At 64.2% G+C, this 16,350-nt stretch carries 18 protein-coding genes; 10 read left to right on the top strand and 8 right to left on the bottom strand.

Features of this window, described 5'->3' with window-relative positions; genetic code table 11:
- Positions 1-114: 114 nt before the first annotated feature.
- Entirely contained in the window at positions 115-591 is a 477-nt protein-coding gene (locus tag HSDC_RS14315; protein WP_064700632.1) for a YbhB/YbcL family Raf kinase inhibitor-like protein, read from the top strand.
- A 49-nt stretch (positions 592-640) separates the two neighbouring features.
- Here the strand turns inward: HSDC_RS14315 and HSDC_RS14310 are convergent, their stop codons facing one another.
- Positions 641-1,528 carry a LysR substrate-binding domain-containing protein gene (locus tag HSDC_RS14310; protein ID WP_064700631.1) on the bottom strand — a complete coding sequence of 296 codons (888 nt, stop codon included), beginning with the start codon at positions 1,526-1,528 and terminating at the stop codon, positions 641-643.
- 261 nt (positions 1,529-1,789) lie between these two features.
- On the opposite strand from HSDC_RS14310, the gene rloA3 reads away from it, so the two are divergent.
- Positions 1,790-2,362, top strand: coding sequence for a retropepsin-like aspartic peptidase RloA3 (rloA3, locus tag HSDC_RS14305; RefSeq protein ID WP_064700630.1), 573 nt, complete (start codon positions 1,790-1,792; stop codon positions 2,360-2,362).
- A 39-nt stretch (positions 2,363-2,401) separates the two neighbouring features.
- Here the strand turns inward: rloA3 and fabF are convergent, their stop codons facing one another.
- On the bottom strand, positions 2,402-3,667 hold the full coding sequence (fabF, locus tag HSDC_RS14300) for a beta-ketoacyl-ACP synthase II (protein ID WP_064700629.1): 1,266 nt from the start codon (positions 3,665-3,667) through the stop codon (positions 2,402-2,404).
- Positions 3,668-3,759: 92 nt separating this feature from the next.
- Between fabF and HSDC_RS14295 the strand changes: the two genes are divergently transcribed.
- The 3 genes from HSDC_RS14295 to HSDC_RS14285 all read left to right on the top strand — a co-directional run bounded on the left by HSDC_RS14295 (position 3,760) and on the right by HSDC_RS14285 (position 5,870).
- Positions 3,760-4,404, top strand: a complete 645-nt coding sequence (locus tag HSDC_RS14295; RefSeq protein ID WP_064700628.1) for a TetR/AcrR family transcriptional regulator — start codon at positions 3,760-3,762, stop codon at positions 4,402-4,404.
- A gap of 17 nt (positions 4,405-4,421) precedes the next feature.
- The gene (locus HSDC_RS14290) at positions 4,422-4,787 is read left to right on the top strand and encodes a thiol-disulfide oxidoreductase DCC family protein (RefSeq protein WP_064700627.1); all 366 of its coding nucleotides are present in this window, start codon (positions 4,422-4,424) and stop codon (positions 4,785-4,787) included.
- Positions 4,788-4,901: 114 nt separating this feature from the next.
- Complete coding sequence (locus HSDC_RS14285) at positions 4,902-5,870, top strand: LysR substrate-binding domain-containing protein (protein ID WP_082920058.1); 969 nt, start codon at positions 4,902-4,904, stop codon at positions 5,868-5,870.
- A 21-nt stretch (positions 5,871-5,891) separates the two neighbouring features.
- Here HSDC_RS14285 and HSDC_RS14280 read toward each other — a convergent pair whose 3' ends face one another.
- Together HSDC_RS14280 and HSDC_RS14275 are read right to left on the bottom strand one after the other, a co-directional pair.
- Positions 5,892-6,920 carry an aldo/keto reductase gene (locus HSDC_RS14280; protein WP_064700652.1) on the bottom strand — a complete coding sequence of 343 codons (1,029 nt, stop codon included), beginning with the start codon at positions 6,918-6,920 and terminating at the stop codon, positions 5,892-5,894.
- Positions 6,921-7,043: 123 nt separating this feature from the next.
- A complete protein-coding gene (locus HSDC_RS14275) occupies positions 7,044-8,315 on the bottom strand; it encodes an MFS transporter (RefSeq protein ID WP_244534502.1) in 1,272 nt (423 codons plus the stop codon).
- A gap of 42 nt (positions 8,316-8,357) precedes the next feature.
- Here HSDC_RS14275 and soxR point away from each other — a divergent pair, with 42 nt between their 5' ends.
- The gene (gene soxR, locus HSDC_RS14270; RefSeq protein WP_064700626.1) at positions 8,358-8,840 is read left to right on the top strand and encodes a redox-sensitive transcriptional activator SoxR; all 483 of its coding nucleotides are present in this window, start codon (positions 8,358-8,360) and stop codon (positions 8,838-8,840) included.
- Positions 8,841-8,855: 15 nt separating this feature from the next.
- On the opposite strand, the gene HSDC_RS14265 is transcribed toward soxR, so the two are convergent.
- On the bottom strand, positions 8,856-9,437 hold the full coding sequence (locus HSDC_RS14265; protein ID WP_064700625.1) for an NADPH-dependent FMN reductase: 582 nt from the start codon (positions 9,435-9,437) through the stop codon (positions 8,856-8,858).
- A 294-nt stretch (positions 9,438-9,731) separates the two neighbouring features.
- Positions 9,732-11,195 (bottom strand): alanine/glycine:cation symporter family protein, encoded by a 1,464-nt coding sequence (locus HSDC_RS14260; protein WP_064700624.1) that lies wholly within the window; start codon positions 11,193-11,195, stop codon positions 9,732-9,734.
- Between the two features lie 246 nt (positions 11,196-11,441).
- Here HSDC_RS14260 and HSDC_RS14255 point away from each other — a divergent pair, with 246 nt between their 5' ends.
- Both HSDC_RS14255 and HSDC_RS14250 read left to right on the top strand, forming a co-directional pair.
- Positions 11,442-11,900, top strand: a complete 459-nt coding sequence (locus HSDC_RS14255) for a nucleoside deaminase (RefSeq protein WP_064700623.1) — start codon at positions 11,442-11,444, stop codon at positions 11,898-11,900.
- Between the two features lie 58 nt (positions 11,901-11,958).
- A complete protein-coding gene (locus HSDC_RS14250; protein ID WP_064700622.1) occupies positions 11,959-12,282 on the top strand; it encodes an antibiotic biosynthesis monooxygenase family protein in 324 nt (107 codons plus the stop codon).
- 2 nt (positions 12,283-12,284) lie between these two features.
- Here the strand turns inward: HSDC_RS14250 and HSDC_RS14245 are convergent, their stop codons facing one another.
- Together HSDC_RS14245 and HSDC_RS14240 are read right to left on the bottom strand one after the other, a co-directional pair.
- On the bottom strand, positions 12,285-13,178 hold the full coding sequence (locus HSDC_RS14245) for a complex I NDUFA9 subunit family protein (RefSeq protein WP_064700621.1): 894 nt from the start codon (positions 13,176-13,178) through the stop codon (positions 12,285-12,287).
- A 19-nt stretch (positions 13,179-13,197) separates the two neighbouring features.
- The gene (locus tag HSDC_RS14240; RefSeq protein WP_064700620.1) at positions 13,198-14,196 is read right to left on the bottom strand and encodes an NADP-dependent oxidoreductase; all 999 of its coding nucleotides are present in this window, start codon (positions 14,194-14,196) and stop codon (positions 13,198-13,200) included.
- A gap of 188 nt (positions 14,197-14,384) precedes the next feature.
- Here HSDC_RS14240 and HSDC_RS14235 point away from each other — a divergent pair, with 188 nt between their 5' ends.
- The gene (locus HSDC_RS14235; protein WP_064700619.1) at positions 14,385-15,182 is read left to right on the top strand and encodes a FadR/GntR family transcriptional regulator; all 798 of its coding nucleotides are present in this window, start codon (positions 14,385-14,387) and stop codon (positions 15,180-15,182) included.
- Positions 15,179-16,198 (top strand): TRAP transporter substrate-binding protein, encoded by a 1,020-nt coding sequence (locus tag HSDC_RS14230; protein ID WP_064700618.1) that lies wholly within the window; start codon positions 15,179-15,181, stop codon positions 16,196-16,198. Before HSDC_RS14235 ends, HSDC_RS14230 begins: the two co-directional genes overlap by 4 nt.
- Positions 16,199-16,350: the final 152 nt, after the last annotated feature.

The raw sequence follows: 16,350 nt of genomic DNA, 5'->3' as shown, positions 1-16,350 counted from the left end.
TCATGCCATGGGCAAGGGTCGTTGACAGGCTAACGGCATTTGCCGAGCCTGAAGCGGCCGGGAGCACGGCGCCGTGTTCCCCATCATGCCACCATTCCAGGGAGAGCAACGATCATGGCCTTTGCATTGACGAACATGCGAGTGGAAAGCCCCGCCTTCACCGATCAGGGCGAGATCCCGGCGCGGCACACGGGAGAAGGCGAGGACCTGTCACCGGCGCTGTCCTGGCATGACGCACCGGAAGGCACCAAGGGCTTCGCGGTGATCTGCCACGATCCCGACGCCCCGCTGGTGGAGCACGGCGGCTATGGCTTCGTGCATTGGGTGCTCTACAACCTGCCGGGCTCCACGACGTCACTCGAGGAGGCTACCTCCGAAGGGACTCGCGGGCTCAATCATTTCGGACGCAATGGCTATGGCGGGCCCATGCCGCCCGAGGGGCATGGCGTCCATCAGTACTATTTCTGGGTGCTGGCGCTGGACAAGCCCACGGCCTTGCCCGAGGGCATCTCGATGGCCGAGTTGCTCAAGCAGGTCGAGCCGCACTTGCTGGGCATGAATCGTCTGGTCGGCACCTACCGTCGCGACTGAGACATGATATGACCGGCGTGCCCCGTCCGCGCCAGCTGGCGGACGGGCCTTACTCCGGCAATGCCTCGCCGAAAGCCGGCACTGCTGCATCGTCGGCCTCGGTGACGATGCGCTCCAGCTCCTCGCAGAAGGCTTCCAGGGCCTCGCTGGTGTGTCCGGGGCGACAGTGCAATTCGATCTCGACTTGCCCGAGAGGCGGCAAGCCTTCCGCCTCGCCGACGATTCGACATCCGGTCGGCACGCTGCGCGGCGTCTTCACCGTCATCGCCAGCCCCGCCTGTACGGGTGGATTGATCCCGGTGAGCGATTGACTCGAATAGCGTATCTCCCAGCGGCGTTCCACGTGCCCCAGGGCCGAAAGGGCATGCGCACGGAAGAGACAGCCCTCCGGGTTGAGTGCCAGGGGCAGAGTGTCCCAGTCGTCGGGGCGGCAGTGCTCGGCCACGACCCAGACCATGGGTTCCCGGCCCAGCAAGCGGCCGGATGACGAGGGGAGATGCCGGGTCGACAACACGACATCCAGCAGTCCTTCGTGAAACTGATTGACCAGAGAGGCGCTGATGTCGCAGCTCAGTTCTAGGCGCGTGTTCGGAAAACGTCGTGCATGGCGAGGCAGCAGCGAGGGGAGATACGCGTTGGCTTGCTCTTCGGAGGTCGCAAAGCGAATCAATTCGCCGCACCGTTGGTGACCCAGCAGTTCCCGAGCCTCGTCTTCCAGCTTGAGCATGTGCCGTGCGTAAGGCAGCAACTGTTCCCCGTGCGCGGTGAGCAGCACGCTGCGACTGGTGCGCTCGAACAGCGCCTGGCCCATCTGATCTTCCAGACGCTTGATCTGCAGGCTTATCGCCGACTGGGTGCGATGAAGCACCTTGCCGGCGGCGCTGAAGCCCTGGCACTCGGCCACGGTGACGAAGGCGCGCAGCAGCGCGGTATCCATTATTGATGAACCTTTGAAATTGGCGTTGTTCCAATCATTCATTTTTATTATGAGGATGCGCGCTCCAGGGTGTCCAGCATCCGTCGTCGCGTGATCGCAGGCATTCGGCGAAGCAAAACGCCCGGCTGGCGTCTGGCAACGATGCTGAATGGCGGCGGGGGCACAAGCCTTGATATGGTGCCTCGCATCGAGGGAGGGACCGCCTCGAGACGGCCCATATCGTTCACCATGAAGGAAGTACTGACAGCGGAAGGAGTTGGCATGTACAAGCCGCTACGCCATGTGTTGATTGCCTGTCTTGCCACCGGCCTTGCGAGTGGCACGGCTCTGGCCGGCGATGACACGCCCCCCGTGTTCGGGTGGGTGGAGAAAGCCACCATCGAGGAACCCTGGGGAGCTGAGGTCAAGGTCAAGCTCGATAGTGGCGCCTTGACGTCCTCCATGCAGGCGGAAGACATCGAGAGGTTCGAGCGCGATGGCGAGGAGTGGGTGCGTTTCGTCGTCGAGGTCGAGGACGAGGCAACCGAGGAGGTCGTCTCGAAGACCTTCGAGCGGCCGGTGCTCCGCAATCTGATTCTCACCGGCGCCGGAGGCAAGGATCGTCGTCCGGCGGTGCTGATGACGCTGTGCATCGGCGATACCCGCTACGAGGAGCAATTCACCCTCGAGGATCGAGACAACCTGATCTACCCGGTCCTGCTCGGACGCCGCACCATCCAGGATCTGGGCTTGCTGGACGTGACCCGGACCTTCGTGCATGACCTGGCGTGCGATGAGAACACGCCGCTTCGCCAGCATGAGGACAAGGAGCTCGACGACGATATCGGCATTTGAGGGGCATCCTCGGGATGCCCCGAACGGGAGGCTGGCGGATCAGATACGGCTGACGATCAGCGACGCATTGACCCCGCCGAACCCGAAGCCGTTGCACAGGGCGTGCCGGGTCGCCTGCGCGCGCGAGGCGCCCGGAATGAAGTCCAGGTCGTTCATGTCGTCGTCGACCTCGTCCAGGTTGAGCGTCGGCGGCAGTTGGCCGTGCCGTACCGCCAAGGCGGTGATGATGCCCTCGACTCCGCCGGCCGCCCCCAGCAGGTGGCCGGTGGCCGACTTGGTCGAGGAGATCGGTATCGTGCCGAGCCGTTCGCCGAACACGGCCCGGAGCGCGGCGATCTCGGCTCGGTCGCCGACGGGCGTCGAGGTGGCATGGGCGTTGACGTAGCCGATCGCCTCGTCGGGCAGGTTCGCCATGCGCAGGGCGGCCCGGATGGATGCGGCGGCACCGGCGCCGTCCTCGGGGCCGGCGGTGAGGTGATGGGCATCGGCACTGGTGCCGTAGCCGCTGAGCACGGCAAGTGGCGTGGCCCCGCGTGCCTCGGCATGGGCCAGGGTCTCGATCACCATCAAGCCGGCGCCTTCTCCCATGACGAAACCATCGCGTGCCTTGTCGAAGGGGCGGGAGGCGCGTGCGGGATATTCGCGTTCCGTGGAGAGTGCCTTCAGGGCATGGAAGCCGGCCAACGAGAGCGGGTCGACGCACGCCTCGGCGCCTCCTACCAGGGCGACCTCGGCCTCGCCGCTACGCAGCAGGCGCATGCCGTCGCCGATGGCCTGAATGCCTGCCGCGCATGCCGTGACGGGGCAGCCCAACGGCCCGGTGAACCCATGGCGGATCGACAGGTTGCCCGCCGCCAGGTTGGCCAGGAAGGCCGGCACGGTGAAGGGCGAAAGGCGCCGATGGCCGCGCGTTCTCAGCGTGTCCTGCGCGCGGGTAATGGTGGGAAAACCGCCGATACCCGACGCCACGATGGTGGCGGTCGCGCTGCGGTCGGCGGCATTTTCGGGGAACCAGTCGGCCTGCTCCAAGGCCTGTTGCCCGGCGGCCATGGCATAGAGGCTGAAAAGGTCGAGCTTGCGCCGCTCCTTGGCGTCGACGATGGTGTCGGGGTCGAGACCGGCATGCGGGTCTTCGGCGAGGTCGGGAACCAGACCGGCGATGGAGACCGGCAGCTCGCCGGTATCGAAGCGCGTGATCGGCCCGATGCCGGAACGGCCCGCCAGCAGGCGTTCCCAGGTTGCCTTGACGCCATTGCCGAGGGGGCCGATCATGCCCATGCCCGTGACGACGATAGGGGAGTTCATGGTGCCTCCTGAAGGTTCGAGGGTCGCGGCCAACCTAGCACCGGGCTATATATGATCAAGGTAATATTCTGTCGCGCGAGGGCGAGGAACTCATGCCGTATTCCACCGCTCACAAGGCGCGGTCCAGAGAGCGCATCCTGACGGCCGCCACGGAATTGTTCTGTCGCCATGGCTTCGACAAGGTCTCCATCGGGCAGATCATGAAACGGGCCAATATGACCCATGGCGCCTTCTATGCGCATTTCGCCTCGAAGGAAGCACTCTATGATGCCTCCATTCGCGAGACGCTCAGGAACAGCCGCGCATCGCGCCTGGTCAAGGGCCCCCTGTCGGTGAAGCACCTGACGGCCCTGGCGGCCAATTGCTGGAACCTCCAGGAGCTGGAGCGCAAGCAGTCGCCGGGACCGGAGACGGTGCTGTTCAACGAGATTGGCAACGACAACGCCGAGATCAAGACGCTTTTCGAAGCCTCCTATGTACGCATGCGCAAGATGCTGGAGACTCGACTGATCGCCTTGAGTCGGCTGAAGAAGTTGCCCTTCGAGCCGGACCGCGAGCTGCTCGCCGAGAAGTCCCGGACAATCCTGGCTTCCCTGGTAGGGGCTGTGGCCATCGCCAAGAGCCTGCCCGACGAGGCGGAACGACGCCAGCTTCTGGAGGCTTCGCAGCGGCAGATACTGCGCATGCTGGGCGTCGATGATCGTGAACTGGACGGCCTGTCCGGCGCCATCGAGTGACTCATCCCGGAGGCCCCGTGAGCGAGGATTCCCCGCTGAAGGTCTACTATGATGCGGCTTGCCCGATCTGTCGCCGCGAGCGCCATCGCTATGAACGTCTGGTGCGGCACGCGGGGTCGGTGGCGTGGCTGGATGCCAATACCCATGAGGCCGTGTTGAATGCGCATGGCGTCACGGTGGAAGAGGCCCTGCTCTCACTGCACGTGGAAGACGCCGAGGGCTCGCTGCATCGCGGCATGGATGCCTATATCCTGCTGATGCGCCGGGTCCCCAGGCTGCGCCCTCTGGCCGTGCTCATCGGCTTGCCCGTGATCAAGCCCGTGTTGACCTGGTGGTACGACCGTTGGGTCAGGCGGCGGCTGGCTCGGCAGGGGCGGCTATAGCCGGCGTCATGCAGGAGCTGCCGGCAGGCACTCGGTCGATATCGCCCGTGAGCCCCGGCTTCATGGGGCAAGTGCGGCGTGCCAATCCCTGACCATGCCGGGCGGAGCCAGAGGATGACGATGCGATACCTGTCCAGACGCTTGCCCTCCACACGACAGTTGCAGTGTTTCCTGGCGGTGGCCGAGGAGCTCAATTTCCGTCGTGCCGCCGAGCGTCTGCATATGTCGCAGCCTCCCTTGTCTCGACAGATCAGCGGGCTGGAAGCCTTGCTGCGCGTCAAGCTGTTCGAGCGCGACACCCATGGCGTCAGACTGACCTCGGCCGGCGAGGGATTCGAGCATGATGCCCGCCGGGTTCTCGAGTCGCTCGATGCGGCGCTGGTCAATCTGCGTGGGGCGGTGGCCGCCGAGGCGACCGATGTTCGGCTTGGTCTGACGAGCGTGATCGATTTCAGCCTGGTGGCCGGCCTTCGCGATGTCCTGACGGATTCGGGCCTCCCCGCAGGTACGCGAATCGAGGAAGCCTATTCGAAGCATCTGGTCGAACGCTTGCTGAGCGGTGGGCTGGATCTTGCCCTGGTCGGTGAGATCGCCGATCCGGGCGAATCGGTCCAGGCTCGGCGCATTGCCCTCGATCCGCTGATGGTGGCGTTGCACGCGGACCATCCGGCGACCGAGCGCGAGAGGGTATCGTTCGACGACCTGGGCGATACCCGGCTCTTCTGGTTTCCCCGTCACGACAATCCGGTCTTTCATGATCGTTGCGAGCGCGTCTTCGCGGACCATGGCTATGCGCCGCCTCGCCGCCCCGAGCCGAGCGAACACATGACGCTGCTGGCCCGGGTGGCCGCCGGCGAAGGCGTGGCGTTTCTGCCGACGTCACTGCGGGCAGCCAGCCGTCTCGGGGTCGTTTATCGTCCCTTCGTCGCCGGTCTGGAGGAGCGATTGAGCATCGAGCTCAAGCTTCTCTGGCGGACCGAGGAAACGCGCATGGAGGTCCGGAATGTCGTCGATGTGCTGCTCGAGGCGGCCGAGGCCGGGATTCCCGGGGATGGGCATTCGAGGCCGGTTTCAACACCGTGATTATCGAGTGCTGGCACGCCTTCAGGCGTTGACGCCTTTCATGCCTTCCGCCGTATAACGCTCGCCATGGGCTGCGTCCGGGGGCAGGGCGCTGTCGAGGTCGTTCAGGTCACGCTCGTCCAGCCGCAAGGCCAGGGCGCCGAGGTTCTCGTGCAGATAGGTCGAGCGCCGGGTGCCTGGAATCGGCACGATATGCTCGTCCTGAGCCAGCAACCAGGCGAGGGCGACCTGACCTGACGAGGCCTCATGGCGTTCGGCTACGCGATGGACGGTCTCGAGCAACGTCAGGTTATGTGCCAGGTTGTCGGCCTGAAAGCGCGGGTTGTGGCGACGGAAATCGTCCTCGGCAAGATCGTCCTGCCCGGTAATGCGGCCGGTCAGGAAGCCGCGCCCCAAGGGAGAATAGGGTACGAGCCCCACACCGAGGCGGCGTGCCATGGGCAGGATCTCGGTCTCGACATCGCGCGTCCACAGTGAGTATTCGGTCTGCAAGGCGGTGACCGGGTGGACGGCATGCGCCCTGGCCAGGGTCGACGCCGAGACCTCGCACAGCCCCACATGAGCGATCTTGCCTTCCTTGACGAGCTCCCCCAGGCATTCCATCGCGGCGGTGATGTCGCCTTGCGGGTCCACGCGATGCAGATAGTAGAGATCGATGCGCTCGACGCCCAGGCGCTGGAGGGAAGCCTCGCAGCAGGCCCGGATGTATTCGGGACGATTGTCGACGCGTCGTGCGTAGTCGGCATCGCCCCGGTCGATGCCGCACTTGGTGGCGATCCTGATGTCGCTGGCGCCGAGCGACCGACGTCGCTCGGCGAGGCATTCGCCGATCAGCGTCTCGTTATGGCCGCGGCCGTACATATCTGCCGTGTCGATCAGGTCAATGCCGGCATTGGCCACCTCGGCGAGCAGTACCCGGCTGGCCTGGTCATTCGACGGTCCGTAGAACTCGCTGATTCCCATGGCGCCGTAGCCCAGCGCCGAAACGCTCAGCCCTTGTCCCAGGGTGCGGTGGGGGAGAGTGGCGGAGGCAGTGTGATCGTGTGTCATGGTATCGCCCTTGTCGTGGAGGAGTCGCCGGCGGCTGCCGGATGCCACATAGGGTGGAAGGGCCACGCCATCAGTGGAATGTCATTCATGGCAATACCGTTTGGGTATCAGGGCCCGAATCCGTCAGTCGTGAATCACCGTGGAGAAGCGCCGCGGGTCGAAACGCAGGGAGATGAGTGCCATCAGCAGGGTGGTACCCGCCAGACTGGCCCAGGCCAATTCAAAACCGCCGAACTGGTCACGAATCACGCCGGCGATCAATGGCGTCAAGGCACCCAGGCTATAACCGGCTCCCTGTGCAATGGCGGTGATGTTGCCAGCACGCTGGGCATCGGGATGGTGGTCCATGCTGACGATTAGGCTCAGGGGGAAGAGGCCGCCGAGTCCGATGCCCAGCAAGGTGGTGATGAACCATGGGGAGGATTCAGGTGTGTGCCACAACAATAGGAAACCGGCCAGAGAGCAGGTCAGAGGGATGAGCAGAACCGGGCGGCGGTCCGCTCGACGCTGGGCCAGGGCCGGCAAGACCAGCCCGGCGACGACTTCGAGAGCGGTGAGATAGCCCAGCAGCAGGCCGGCGGCGGATTCCGTCCAGCCGAGTTCCATGTAATAGGGGGGAAGCCATGCCAGCACGCAGGCATAGCCCGAGGCGCATAGGCTGAAGAAGATCGCCAGCGTCCAGACGCGGGGTTGGCGATACAGGGAGGCACGATGATCGCGTTGCTCCTTGCCTTTTACGGTATCGGGCAGCACTGGACCACGTCGCTGCCAGGCCAGGAATGCCACGAGGGCCACCAGTCCCCACAGTGCCAGACTGGCACGCCAGCTGCCTGTCAGATCCGCCAGGGTCGCCGCCAAGGTCGCGGCGAGCGCTGCACCGCCCATGATGGCGGCGATATACCACCCCATGACCAGTGGTGTACGTTGCTTGGCCTGCTGCTTGATCAATGCCGGTAACAGTGCCTGGATGCCGGCGATACCAATACCGGCGACCAATGCCGTGATCAACAGGGTGGTCACGCCGTGTCCGGCCAGGCGAAAGCCGTCGGCCAGTGCGATCATCAGCAAGGAACCGCCAATCAAGTGGTTCGCGCCGCAGCGTCTGGCCAGGGCAACGGCAATGAAGCAGCCAGCCCCCATGGCGAGCACGGGCAAGGTAGTCAGTAGAGCGAGCTGCGCGTAGCTGATGGCGATATCGGCCTGGATGCGTTCGACCAGAGGGCCGATCGCGGCCATCGAGGGGCGCAGGTTCAGCCCCACCAGCATGGCCAGGAGAATGGCGGGTATCAGAGGCAATACGCGTTGTGTTGAACGATCGGTCAGGGTGGTTTCCATGATGGTCACTCGAAAGACAGGGGGATGACCGGACTTGTGCCGGGTGATGACGTTCGGCACGATATTTCCTCAACCGAACTTGAGGTCAAGGCGGGAGGTACGATGAGCCATCGCAAGCTGAATCCCCGGAAGCAATCGCTGACGGTGGGGGATGTCGCCCGGCGCAGTGGGGTGGCGGTGTCCACCGTGCATTTCTACGAGGCCAAGGGGTTGATCGAGAGCACGCGCAATGCCGGCAATCAACGGCGCTTCTCCCGGGATGTGCTGCGTCGCGTGGCCGTGATCAAGATCGCCCAGCGCACGGGCATGCCGCTGGCGGAGATCAAGGCCTCGCTGGACGATCTGCCCACGTCCCGCACTCCGGACGCCGAGGACTGGCGGCACCTCTCGGCGCAATGGCGTAGCGCGCTGGACGAGCGCATCCGTTGCCTGATCGCGTTGCGCGACCAGCTCGATGGATGCATCGGCTGTGGCTGCCTGTCGTTGAAGAGTTGCCCGTTGCGCAATCCTGAGGATGTACTGGGCGATGCCGAGGAGGGGGAAGCCTCGTCATCGCTTTCTGGCACTTATGTGCCCGGCCGATGACGAGGGCTCGGGGTATCAGTCGGCGTGTTGCCGATCCAGGGTGGTGATCAGGCGCTGGCAGAGGGTATCCAGCGTATCGCCCTGGGCGGTGTTGACGAGGTTGCCGTCGGCATCGAAGGCGTCGCTTGCCTTCGCGACGGCGAGCTGCTCTGGGAGTACCGTCACGCCGATATTGGCGAGCAACTGACGCAGATGGTTCAGGGCACGCAGGCCGCCCAGGCCGCCGGGAGAGGCGGAGACGAGTCCGGCGTGGCGCTCCTTGAACAGGGCGAGTCCGCTTTCGCCCTGATGGGGACGAGTGAGCCAGTCGATGGTGTTGGCCAGCAGCGGCGTGACAAAGCCGTTGTATTCCGGCGAGGCGATCAACAACCCCTGATGCTCGGCAAGCAGTTCCCGCAATGCCAGGGCATTGTCGGGCAGGCCTTGCGCGTCTTCCAGGTCGCCGTCATAGAGCGGCATGGGGTAGTCGCGCAGATCGATGAAGGTGGGCTTTCCTCCGAGCGCTTCGATGCGTGCCGCGGCAAGTCGCGCGAGGCGCTTGTTGAAGGAGGCCTCGCGGGCGCTGCCGGCGAATACCAGAATACGGGGGTCGGCCATGGGTACACTCCTTTCCGGATCACGGGTCTGAGGATCATCCCGAGTGGCGATGGCAAGCGCGTTCCGTTGCCGGGATGAAGGGGCGGTGCCGTTATTCCCGCTCGCCTGTGCGGGGGCCTGGCCCGTTGCCGTCGACGTTCACCAAGCGGCTCACGGCATCAGCCGATTGCGGCACCGCCATCAGTGTCTGTCGTAAGGCGCCGGGTGTCCAGGCAACCTCGTGTCTCGCCCTCAGGGATCGTGAAAAGGAAAGGCGACGCCACGACATGCGTCGTGGCGTCCGTCGAGGCGGGATCAGGCCTTGTCGGCGCCCCTGGGCCAGGCCTTGGGGTCGATCCGGTCGTTCAGCCGCGGGAAGTGGCGCGGGTCGAAGTTGGGCTCCAGGCCATCCTTGAGCTGGCGCTCGTAGTCCCGGAACAGGGAGATGGCCACCGGCGAGAGCAGCAGGATCGCCACGAGGTTGATCAGTGCCATCATGCCCATCGAAAGATCGGCGAAGCTCCAGATCGGCCCGAGATTCGCCACCGCACCGATCATCACCATGGCCAGTACCGCCAGGCGATAGACCAGAATGGCGCCAGGCGCGTACCGGGTGCCGGCCAGGTATTCCACATTGGTTTCGCCATAGGAGTAGTTGGCGATCACGGAGGTGAAGGCGAACAGCAAGATCGCCACGGCGATGAACATGCTGGCCCAGTCGCCGACATGCTGCGACAGCGCGATCTGGGTGAGCTGGATGCCGTTGGCTTCGTCACCGGTGAGCAACTCCGGGCCGGCCATGATGATGATGGCGGCGGTGGCGGTGCAGATCACCAGGGTATCGAAGAAGACGCCGAGCATCTGGATGAAGCCTTGTGCGGCGGGGTGATGCGGGTGAGTGGAGGCGGTGGCCGCGGCATTGGGGGCCGAGCCCATGCCTGCTTCGTTGGAGAACAGACCGCGTTTGATGCCGTTCATGATGGCCTGGGAAATGGCGTACCCAGCGGCGCCGCCGGCAGCCTGGTCGAGGCCGAAGGCGCTCTTGAAAATGGTCATGATGGCCGCGGGTAGCTCGGTGATATTGAGCGCGACCACCACAATGGCCAGCAACAGGTAGATGATGGCCATGACCGGTACCACCAGCTCGGCCACCCGAGCGATGGATCTCAGGCCACCGAAAATGATCGGTGACACCGCCACGACCAGGGCCACGCCGACAACCCAAGGAGGCAGGGAGAAGGCCTCTTCCATGGCCAGGGCGATGGAATTGGATTGCACGCTGTTGAAGGCCAGGCCGAAGGCGATGATCAGGCAGATGGAAAACAGTGCTGCCAGCCAGCGCAGTCCCAGGCCCTGCGAGATATAGCGGGCCGGTCCGCCGCGGAAGGTACCGTCGCCATGGTCCGTCTTGTAGGCCTGGGCCAGGGTGGATTCGATGAAACTGGTGGCCATGCCTACCAGGGCTGTCATCCACATCCAGAAGATGGCGCCGGGCCCGCCGAAGTAGATGGCGACGGCCACGCCGGCCAGGTTGCCGGTGCCGACACGGGCGGCCAGGCTGGTGGAAAGCGCCTGGAACGAGGAAATGCCGCCATCGCCGCTGCGTGAATGGCGCAGTAGCTTGAACATGTGGCCGAAGTAGCGAAACTGGATGCCACGTGTCATGACGGTGAAGTACAGGCCTGCGCCGATCAGCAGGTAGATCAGCAAAGTGCCCCATATCAGACCGTTGCCGGCGGCCAGCAGGTCCTTGAACAGTTCGGAAAGAGAAGATGCCATGGTATCGATGTGCTCGTGATCTCAAAGAATTCGGGGGCCATTCTTCATGGATGTCATAAAATGGCAAGGATTGCTGTTAACAAGACCAAGGTTGGCGGAATCCACCAGTGCGAGATGAGGGGGCGATTCGTGGTGCTGTCACGGCTCGCGAAGATGGGGGCCGACGGACGTTCGCGCTGGTGAGTCGAGGTGCCCGGACGTAGGCTGGGGTGGAGAGGTTCAACCAGTGAGTGAGGAGCATCGATCATGGATCACTTCATGCAGGCTGCCCTGGCCGAGGCGCAGGCGGGATTCGACGAGGGAGGCATCCCCATCGGCTCGGTGCTGGTTCATCAAGGAGTGATCATCGGCGGTGGTCGCAATCGCCGTGTCCAGCTTGGCAGTACCATCCTGCATGGCGAAATGGACGCGCTGGAAAACGCCGGTCGCCAGTCGGCGGATATCTACCGCGAGTCGACGCTCTACACGACACTTTCTCCTTGTGCCATGTGTACGGGCGCTATCCTGCTGTATGGCATTCCTCGCGTGGTGATCGGCGAGAACCGTACCTTTCAGGGCGAGGAGGCGCTGCTGCGCTCGCATGGCGTCGACGTGAACGTGCTCCAGACGCCTGAGTGCATCGCCCTGATGGAGCGCTTCATCGCGTCTTCGCCCGATTTATGGTTCGAGGATATCGGCGAATCGCCGAGCCCCCGCGCGTCTTGAAGCGCTCGGGGATGTCGATACTGAGGGGGCATAGAAGTCCTCGGAACGGAGTTGCACTATGCTGGCTGACACCCCGGAGCCGCCGTATTACGCGGTGATCTTCTCCTCACGACGTAGCGATGTCGCGACCGGCTATGATGAGACGGCCGCGCGCATGATGCACCTGGCCGCCGAACAGCCGGGATTTCTCGGCGTGGAATCGGCACGTGAAGCGATCGGCATCACGGTGTCCTACTGGGCGGATCTCGAATCGATCAAGCGCTGGAAGGCCCAGGCCGAGCATCGCGAGGCACAGCGCATGGGACGCGAGACCTGGTACGCGAACTATCGTGTGCGTATTGCCCGGGTCGAGCGGGCATATGGTTTCGATACCGATCCTTGACGTCAGAGGCAGTCAGGTAGGCTCTCGCGCAGCGCTCGGGGACGCATGCCAAGGTCGGCGAAGGTGCCGACGCCCTCGCTGACCAGGTTGTCGCTCTGCATGAGGATGACCTGGTCGCGGGTCAAGGGCGGGGAGGGCAGCCAACCGAGTCCGAGGGCCAGGGCGTGCCAGGCGGCGAAGGGCAGGGGAACGAGCGGGCGCTCCTGCCCCAGGTGCTGCATCACCAGGGAGAGCACCTCGCGGTAGCTGAGGATATCGGTACCACCTAGCTCGAAGAGGTAGCGCCGTGGCCGGTCAGTGGCGATGAGCCTGACGATGGCGCGTGCCACATCCACGACATGCACCGGCTGTAGCCGGCTTTGCCCCTTGCCGAACAGCGGAATCGCGGGGAGGCGCGTGAGCCTCGCCAGGTTGGACAGAAAGGCGTCATGGCGCCCGAACAGGACGCTTGGCCGCAGGATGATGGCCTTGGGCAGGGCGTCCAGCACTGCCGCTTCGCCGCGCGCCCGGGCCCGCACATAGGCCGAGGGCGAGTCGAGGGTGGCGCCGATGCCCGAGAGTTGCACCAGCCGTTCGATGCCGGCCTCCCGTGCCAGGCGCGCCAGCTTGGCTGCCGCGGTGACGTGGATATCCGCGAAATCGATATGTTGCGACGGCACGTAGAGGCTCGTGGCGTTGACCACCGCGCCGGCCCCTTCCAGTACTTCGGCGACGCGCTGTGCATCGCGGATGTCGGCCTCGAAGACCTCCAGGGGATCGCCGTCTTCCGCCCATGACGGCCTGGCCGGCCGGCGTGCCACCAGGCGGGTCGGTCGGCCGCTCTCCACGAGTTCTCGCACCAGAGTGGCACCGAGAAACCCGGTGCCACCGAAGACCACGGTCGGGGATGTCGTCATGGTATCGGCGAATGGTGCCCTAGAGGCGTACCAGCATCTTGCCCTGATTGGCGCCCTGGAAGAGGTCGAGAAATGCGTCGGGCGTCTTTTCGAGCCCCTCGATGATGGTCTCTTCGTAGTCGATCCGACCGGCACTGACCAGGGGGCCGACCTCCTCGAGGAAGCGAGGGTAATGCGTCCAGTGGTCGAAGACGATGAAGCCCTGCATGCGTGCACGACGAATCAGTACCATGGCCAGGTTGGAAGGGCCGGGGGCTGGAGTGTCGTCGTTGTAGTGGGCGATCATGCCGCACACGGCGATGCGTGCACCCACCCGCAGGGTATTCAGCGCGGCCTCCAGGCAGACACCGCCGACGTTCTCGTAGTAGACGTCGAAGCCCTCGGGGCAGGCAGCCTGCAGGTCTGCCGTCAGGGTGGCGGCATCCTTGTCGCGGTAATCCACCGCCACTACACCGTGAGACTCCAGCCAGTCGCGCTTGGCCGGCGTGCCGGCAATGCCGACCACGGTGCCGCCCTTGGCCTTGGCGAGCTGTACGGCCAGCGAGCCGACGGCACCCCCGGCGGCGCTGACCAGCACGTTATCGCCGTCGTTCATGCCGGCGATGACGTTGAGGCCGGTCCAGGCGGTCATGCCGGGCATGCCCAGCACGCCGAGAAAGGCCTGGGATGGCACCTCGATGTCCGGCAGGGGCTGCAGGGCATCGCCGGGTAGCTGGGCGATGTCACGCCAGCCTCCCATATGCACCACTCGGTCGCCTTCCTGAAAACGCTCGTCTCGTGAGGCAATCACCTCGCCCACGGCGGCCCCTTCCAGTGGCGCGTCGAGTGCGAAGGGGTCGATATAGGTCGTCACGCCGCTCATGCGCCCCCGCATATAGGGATCCACCGAGAGCCAGGTGTTGCGCACGCGTACCTGGCCGTCGGCGAGTTCCGGCAAGTCGGCTTCGTTCAATGTGAACAACCCGCGCTCCGGAGTGCCTTGAGGATATTCACCGATGCTGAAGTAGCGATATTTCACTGGTTGCTCCCGGCGGTTGGCTTGATATCGCACCCTACACCCGAGCCCGAGCGATGGAAAGCCACGGCTGGCCCCCGATGGGGACTAAAGTCTAAAAGCATTGTGTCCGATTTTATTCGAAGCTATGTCCGACATAGAAAATTCATGGTCAGACACTACATCCGCTCTTCCACCCGCACAGGCACGTCATGTCTTCTGCCACTTCCGATTCTCGACGCGCGTCGAGCCCCGAGATCGCTGATTTCCTCGCCGAGGCCATTTTCGCCGGGGAGTATGAGCCGGGAGACTTCGTGCCCAAGGAACTGGATCTCTGCGAACGTTTTGGTGTCAGCCGCAGCACAGTGCGCAGTGCCCTGCAGACCCTGGTGGCGGCGGGCCTGCTGACGCGCATTTCCGGGCAGGGATCGCGGGTGCGCGCCCTGCAGGAGTGGCACCTGCTGGATCCGCGTGTCAGCGGCTGGATGGCACGCTTCGCCCAGCCGAATCCGCGCATCCAGCGTGAGATCTTTGCCTTTCGGGTGGCAGTCGAGCCTTATGTGGCGCGCCTGGCGGCGGAGTACGCCACGGCGGCGGACCTGCTGGCCATTGAGTCCGCCCATGAAGGCATGATCCGCGCTCTGGAGCATGATGACCTGCATTGGCAGGACATCTCCCATAATGACTACGACGTGGCTTTCCACGAAGCGATCTTTGCGGCCTCGCATAATCTGGTCTGGGCGCAGATCAGCCACGTTCTCAAACCGGCCATCGCGCTGCTGGTGGAAAAATCCAACCACAGTGCCGATGAGCTCAACGACAGCATGGAACGCCATCGCCGGGTGATGGAGGCGATTCGCCTGCGTCAGCCCCAGCGGGCCGCCCAGGCGGCCTTGGCGGTGCTGGAACGCACCGGTCGGGATCTGGGCCTCGAGGAGCTGATACCCAGCATTCCCGCTATCGAAGTCCCGTCAACTGTTGCAACAACAAGCGATAAGGAAGCCTCATGATGTCTCGCATGCCTCTCAAGACCCTGACCGTCGCCGTGCTCGGCGCCTTGGCCATCGATGCCCAGGCTGCCGAATACGAGTGGACCTTCCAGACCTCGGAAACTGCCGGGGAGCCCCAGTTCGAGATGAAAAAGGCCTGGGCCGACAACGTCGAGAAGATGTCCGATGGTCGCATCGCCATCGAGATCCTGCCGGTCGGCTCGGTGGTTCAAGCCAACCAGACCCTGCAGGCGGTGAAATCCGGCATCCTGCAGGGGCATCTGACCGACCCCAGCTACTTCACCGGCCAGAACCCGGCCTTCGGCATGATCGGCAATCTGGTGGGGGCCTGGAGCGATCCCTACGACTTTCTCGACTACATGAACAATGCCGGCGGCGAGGAGTTGTACAACAAGCTGGTGGAGCCCTATGGCCTGCACCTGATCGGCGCTGCCGCCACTGGCCTGGAGTCGCTGCCTTCGAGCAAGCCGGTTCGCTCCGTCGAGGACATGAAGGGCCTCAAGCTGCGCGCGCCCGAGGGCATGGTCTACAACGTCTTCGAGGCGGCCGGTGCCACACCGGTCAACCTGCCGGGCTCCGAGGTCTACACCGGCCTGGAGAAGGGCGTGATCGATGCTGCCGACTACACGGTGTTCGCCACCAATCACGCTCAGGGACTGCACGAGTTCGCGCCCTATCCGCTCTATCCGGGGTTCCACTCGCTGCCGATGGTGTCGGTGTCGTTGAACAAGGATATCTGGGACGGCCTGCCAGAAGACCTCAAGTCGATCCTCGAGACCTCCGTGGACAGTCTGGCCTACGAGATGGTCGCTGAACTCAAGACCCGCGATCTGGAGGCCGTGCGCGAGGCGCGTGACAACCCGGACATCGAAATCATCGACCTGCCGGCCGAGGAACGCGTCAAGTTCCGCAACATCGCCAAGGATGAGTGGGCCAACTGGGCCGAGAAGAACGAGATCACCCAAGAGTTCTATGACTCCGTGGTTGGGTATCTGGAAAACCATAACCTGATGTAAGAGGCATCGGGCCGGTGCGCAGTGGCCCGATGACATGACCGGACGCGGCGTGTCCCTCGGGGCGCGCCACTTCGTTGAGGAGTTCCCATGACTCGAGATTCCCGTCGGCCGGAGGACCCCGCGGTTCCTGCCGAGACGCCTCCCGACCCGGT

Source organism: Halomonas caseinilytica (genome assembly GCF_001662285.1).
GTDB lineage: Bacteria > Pseudomonadota > Gammaproteobacteria > Pseudomonadales > Halomonadaceae > Halomonas > Halomonas caseinilytica.
The sequence above is the reverse complement of the archived record's forward strand: the minus strand, read 5'-3'. Positions and strand labels throughout refer to the sequence as shown.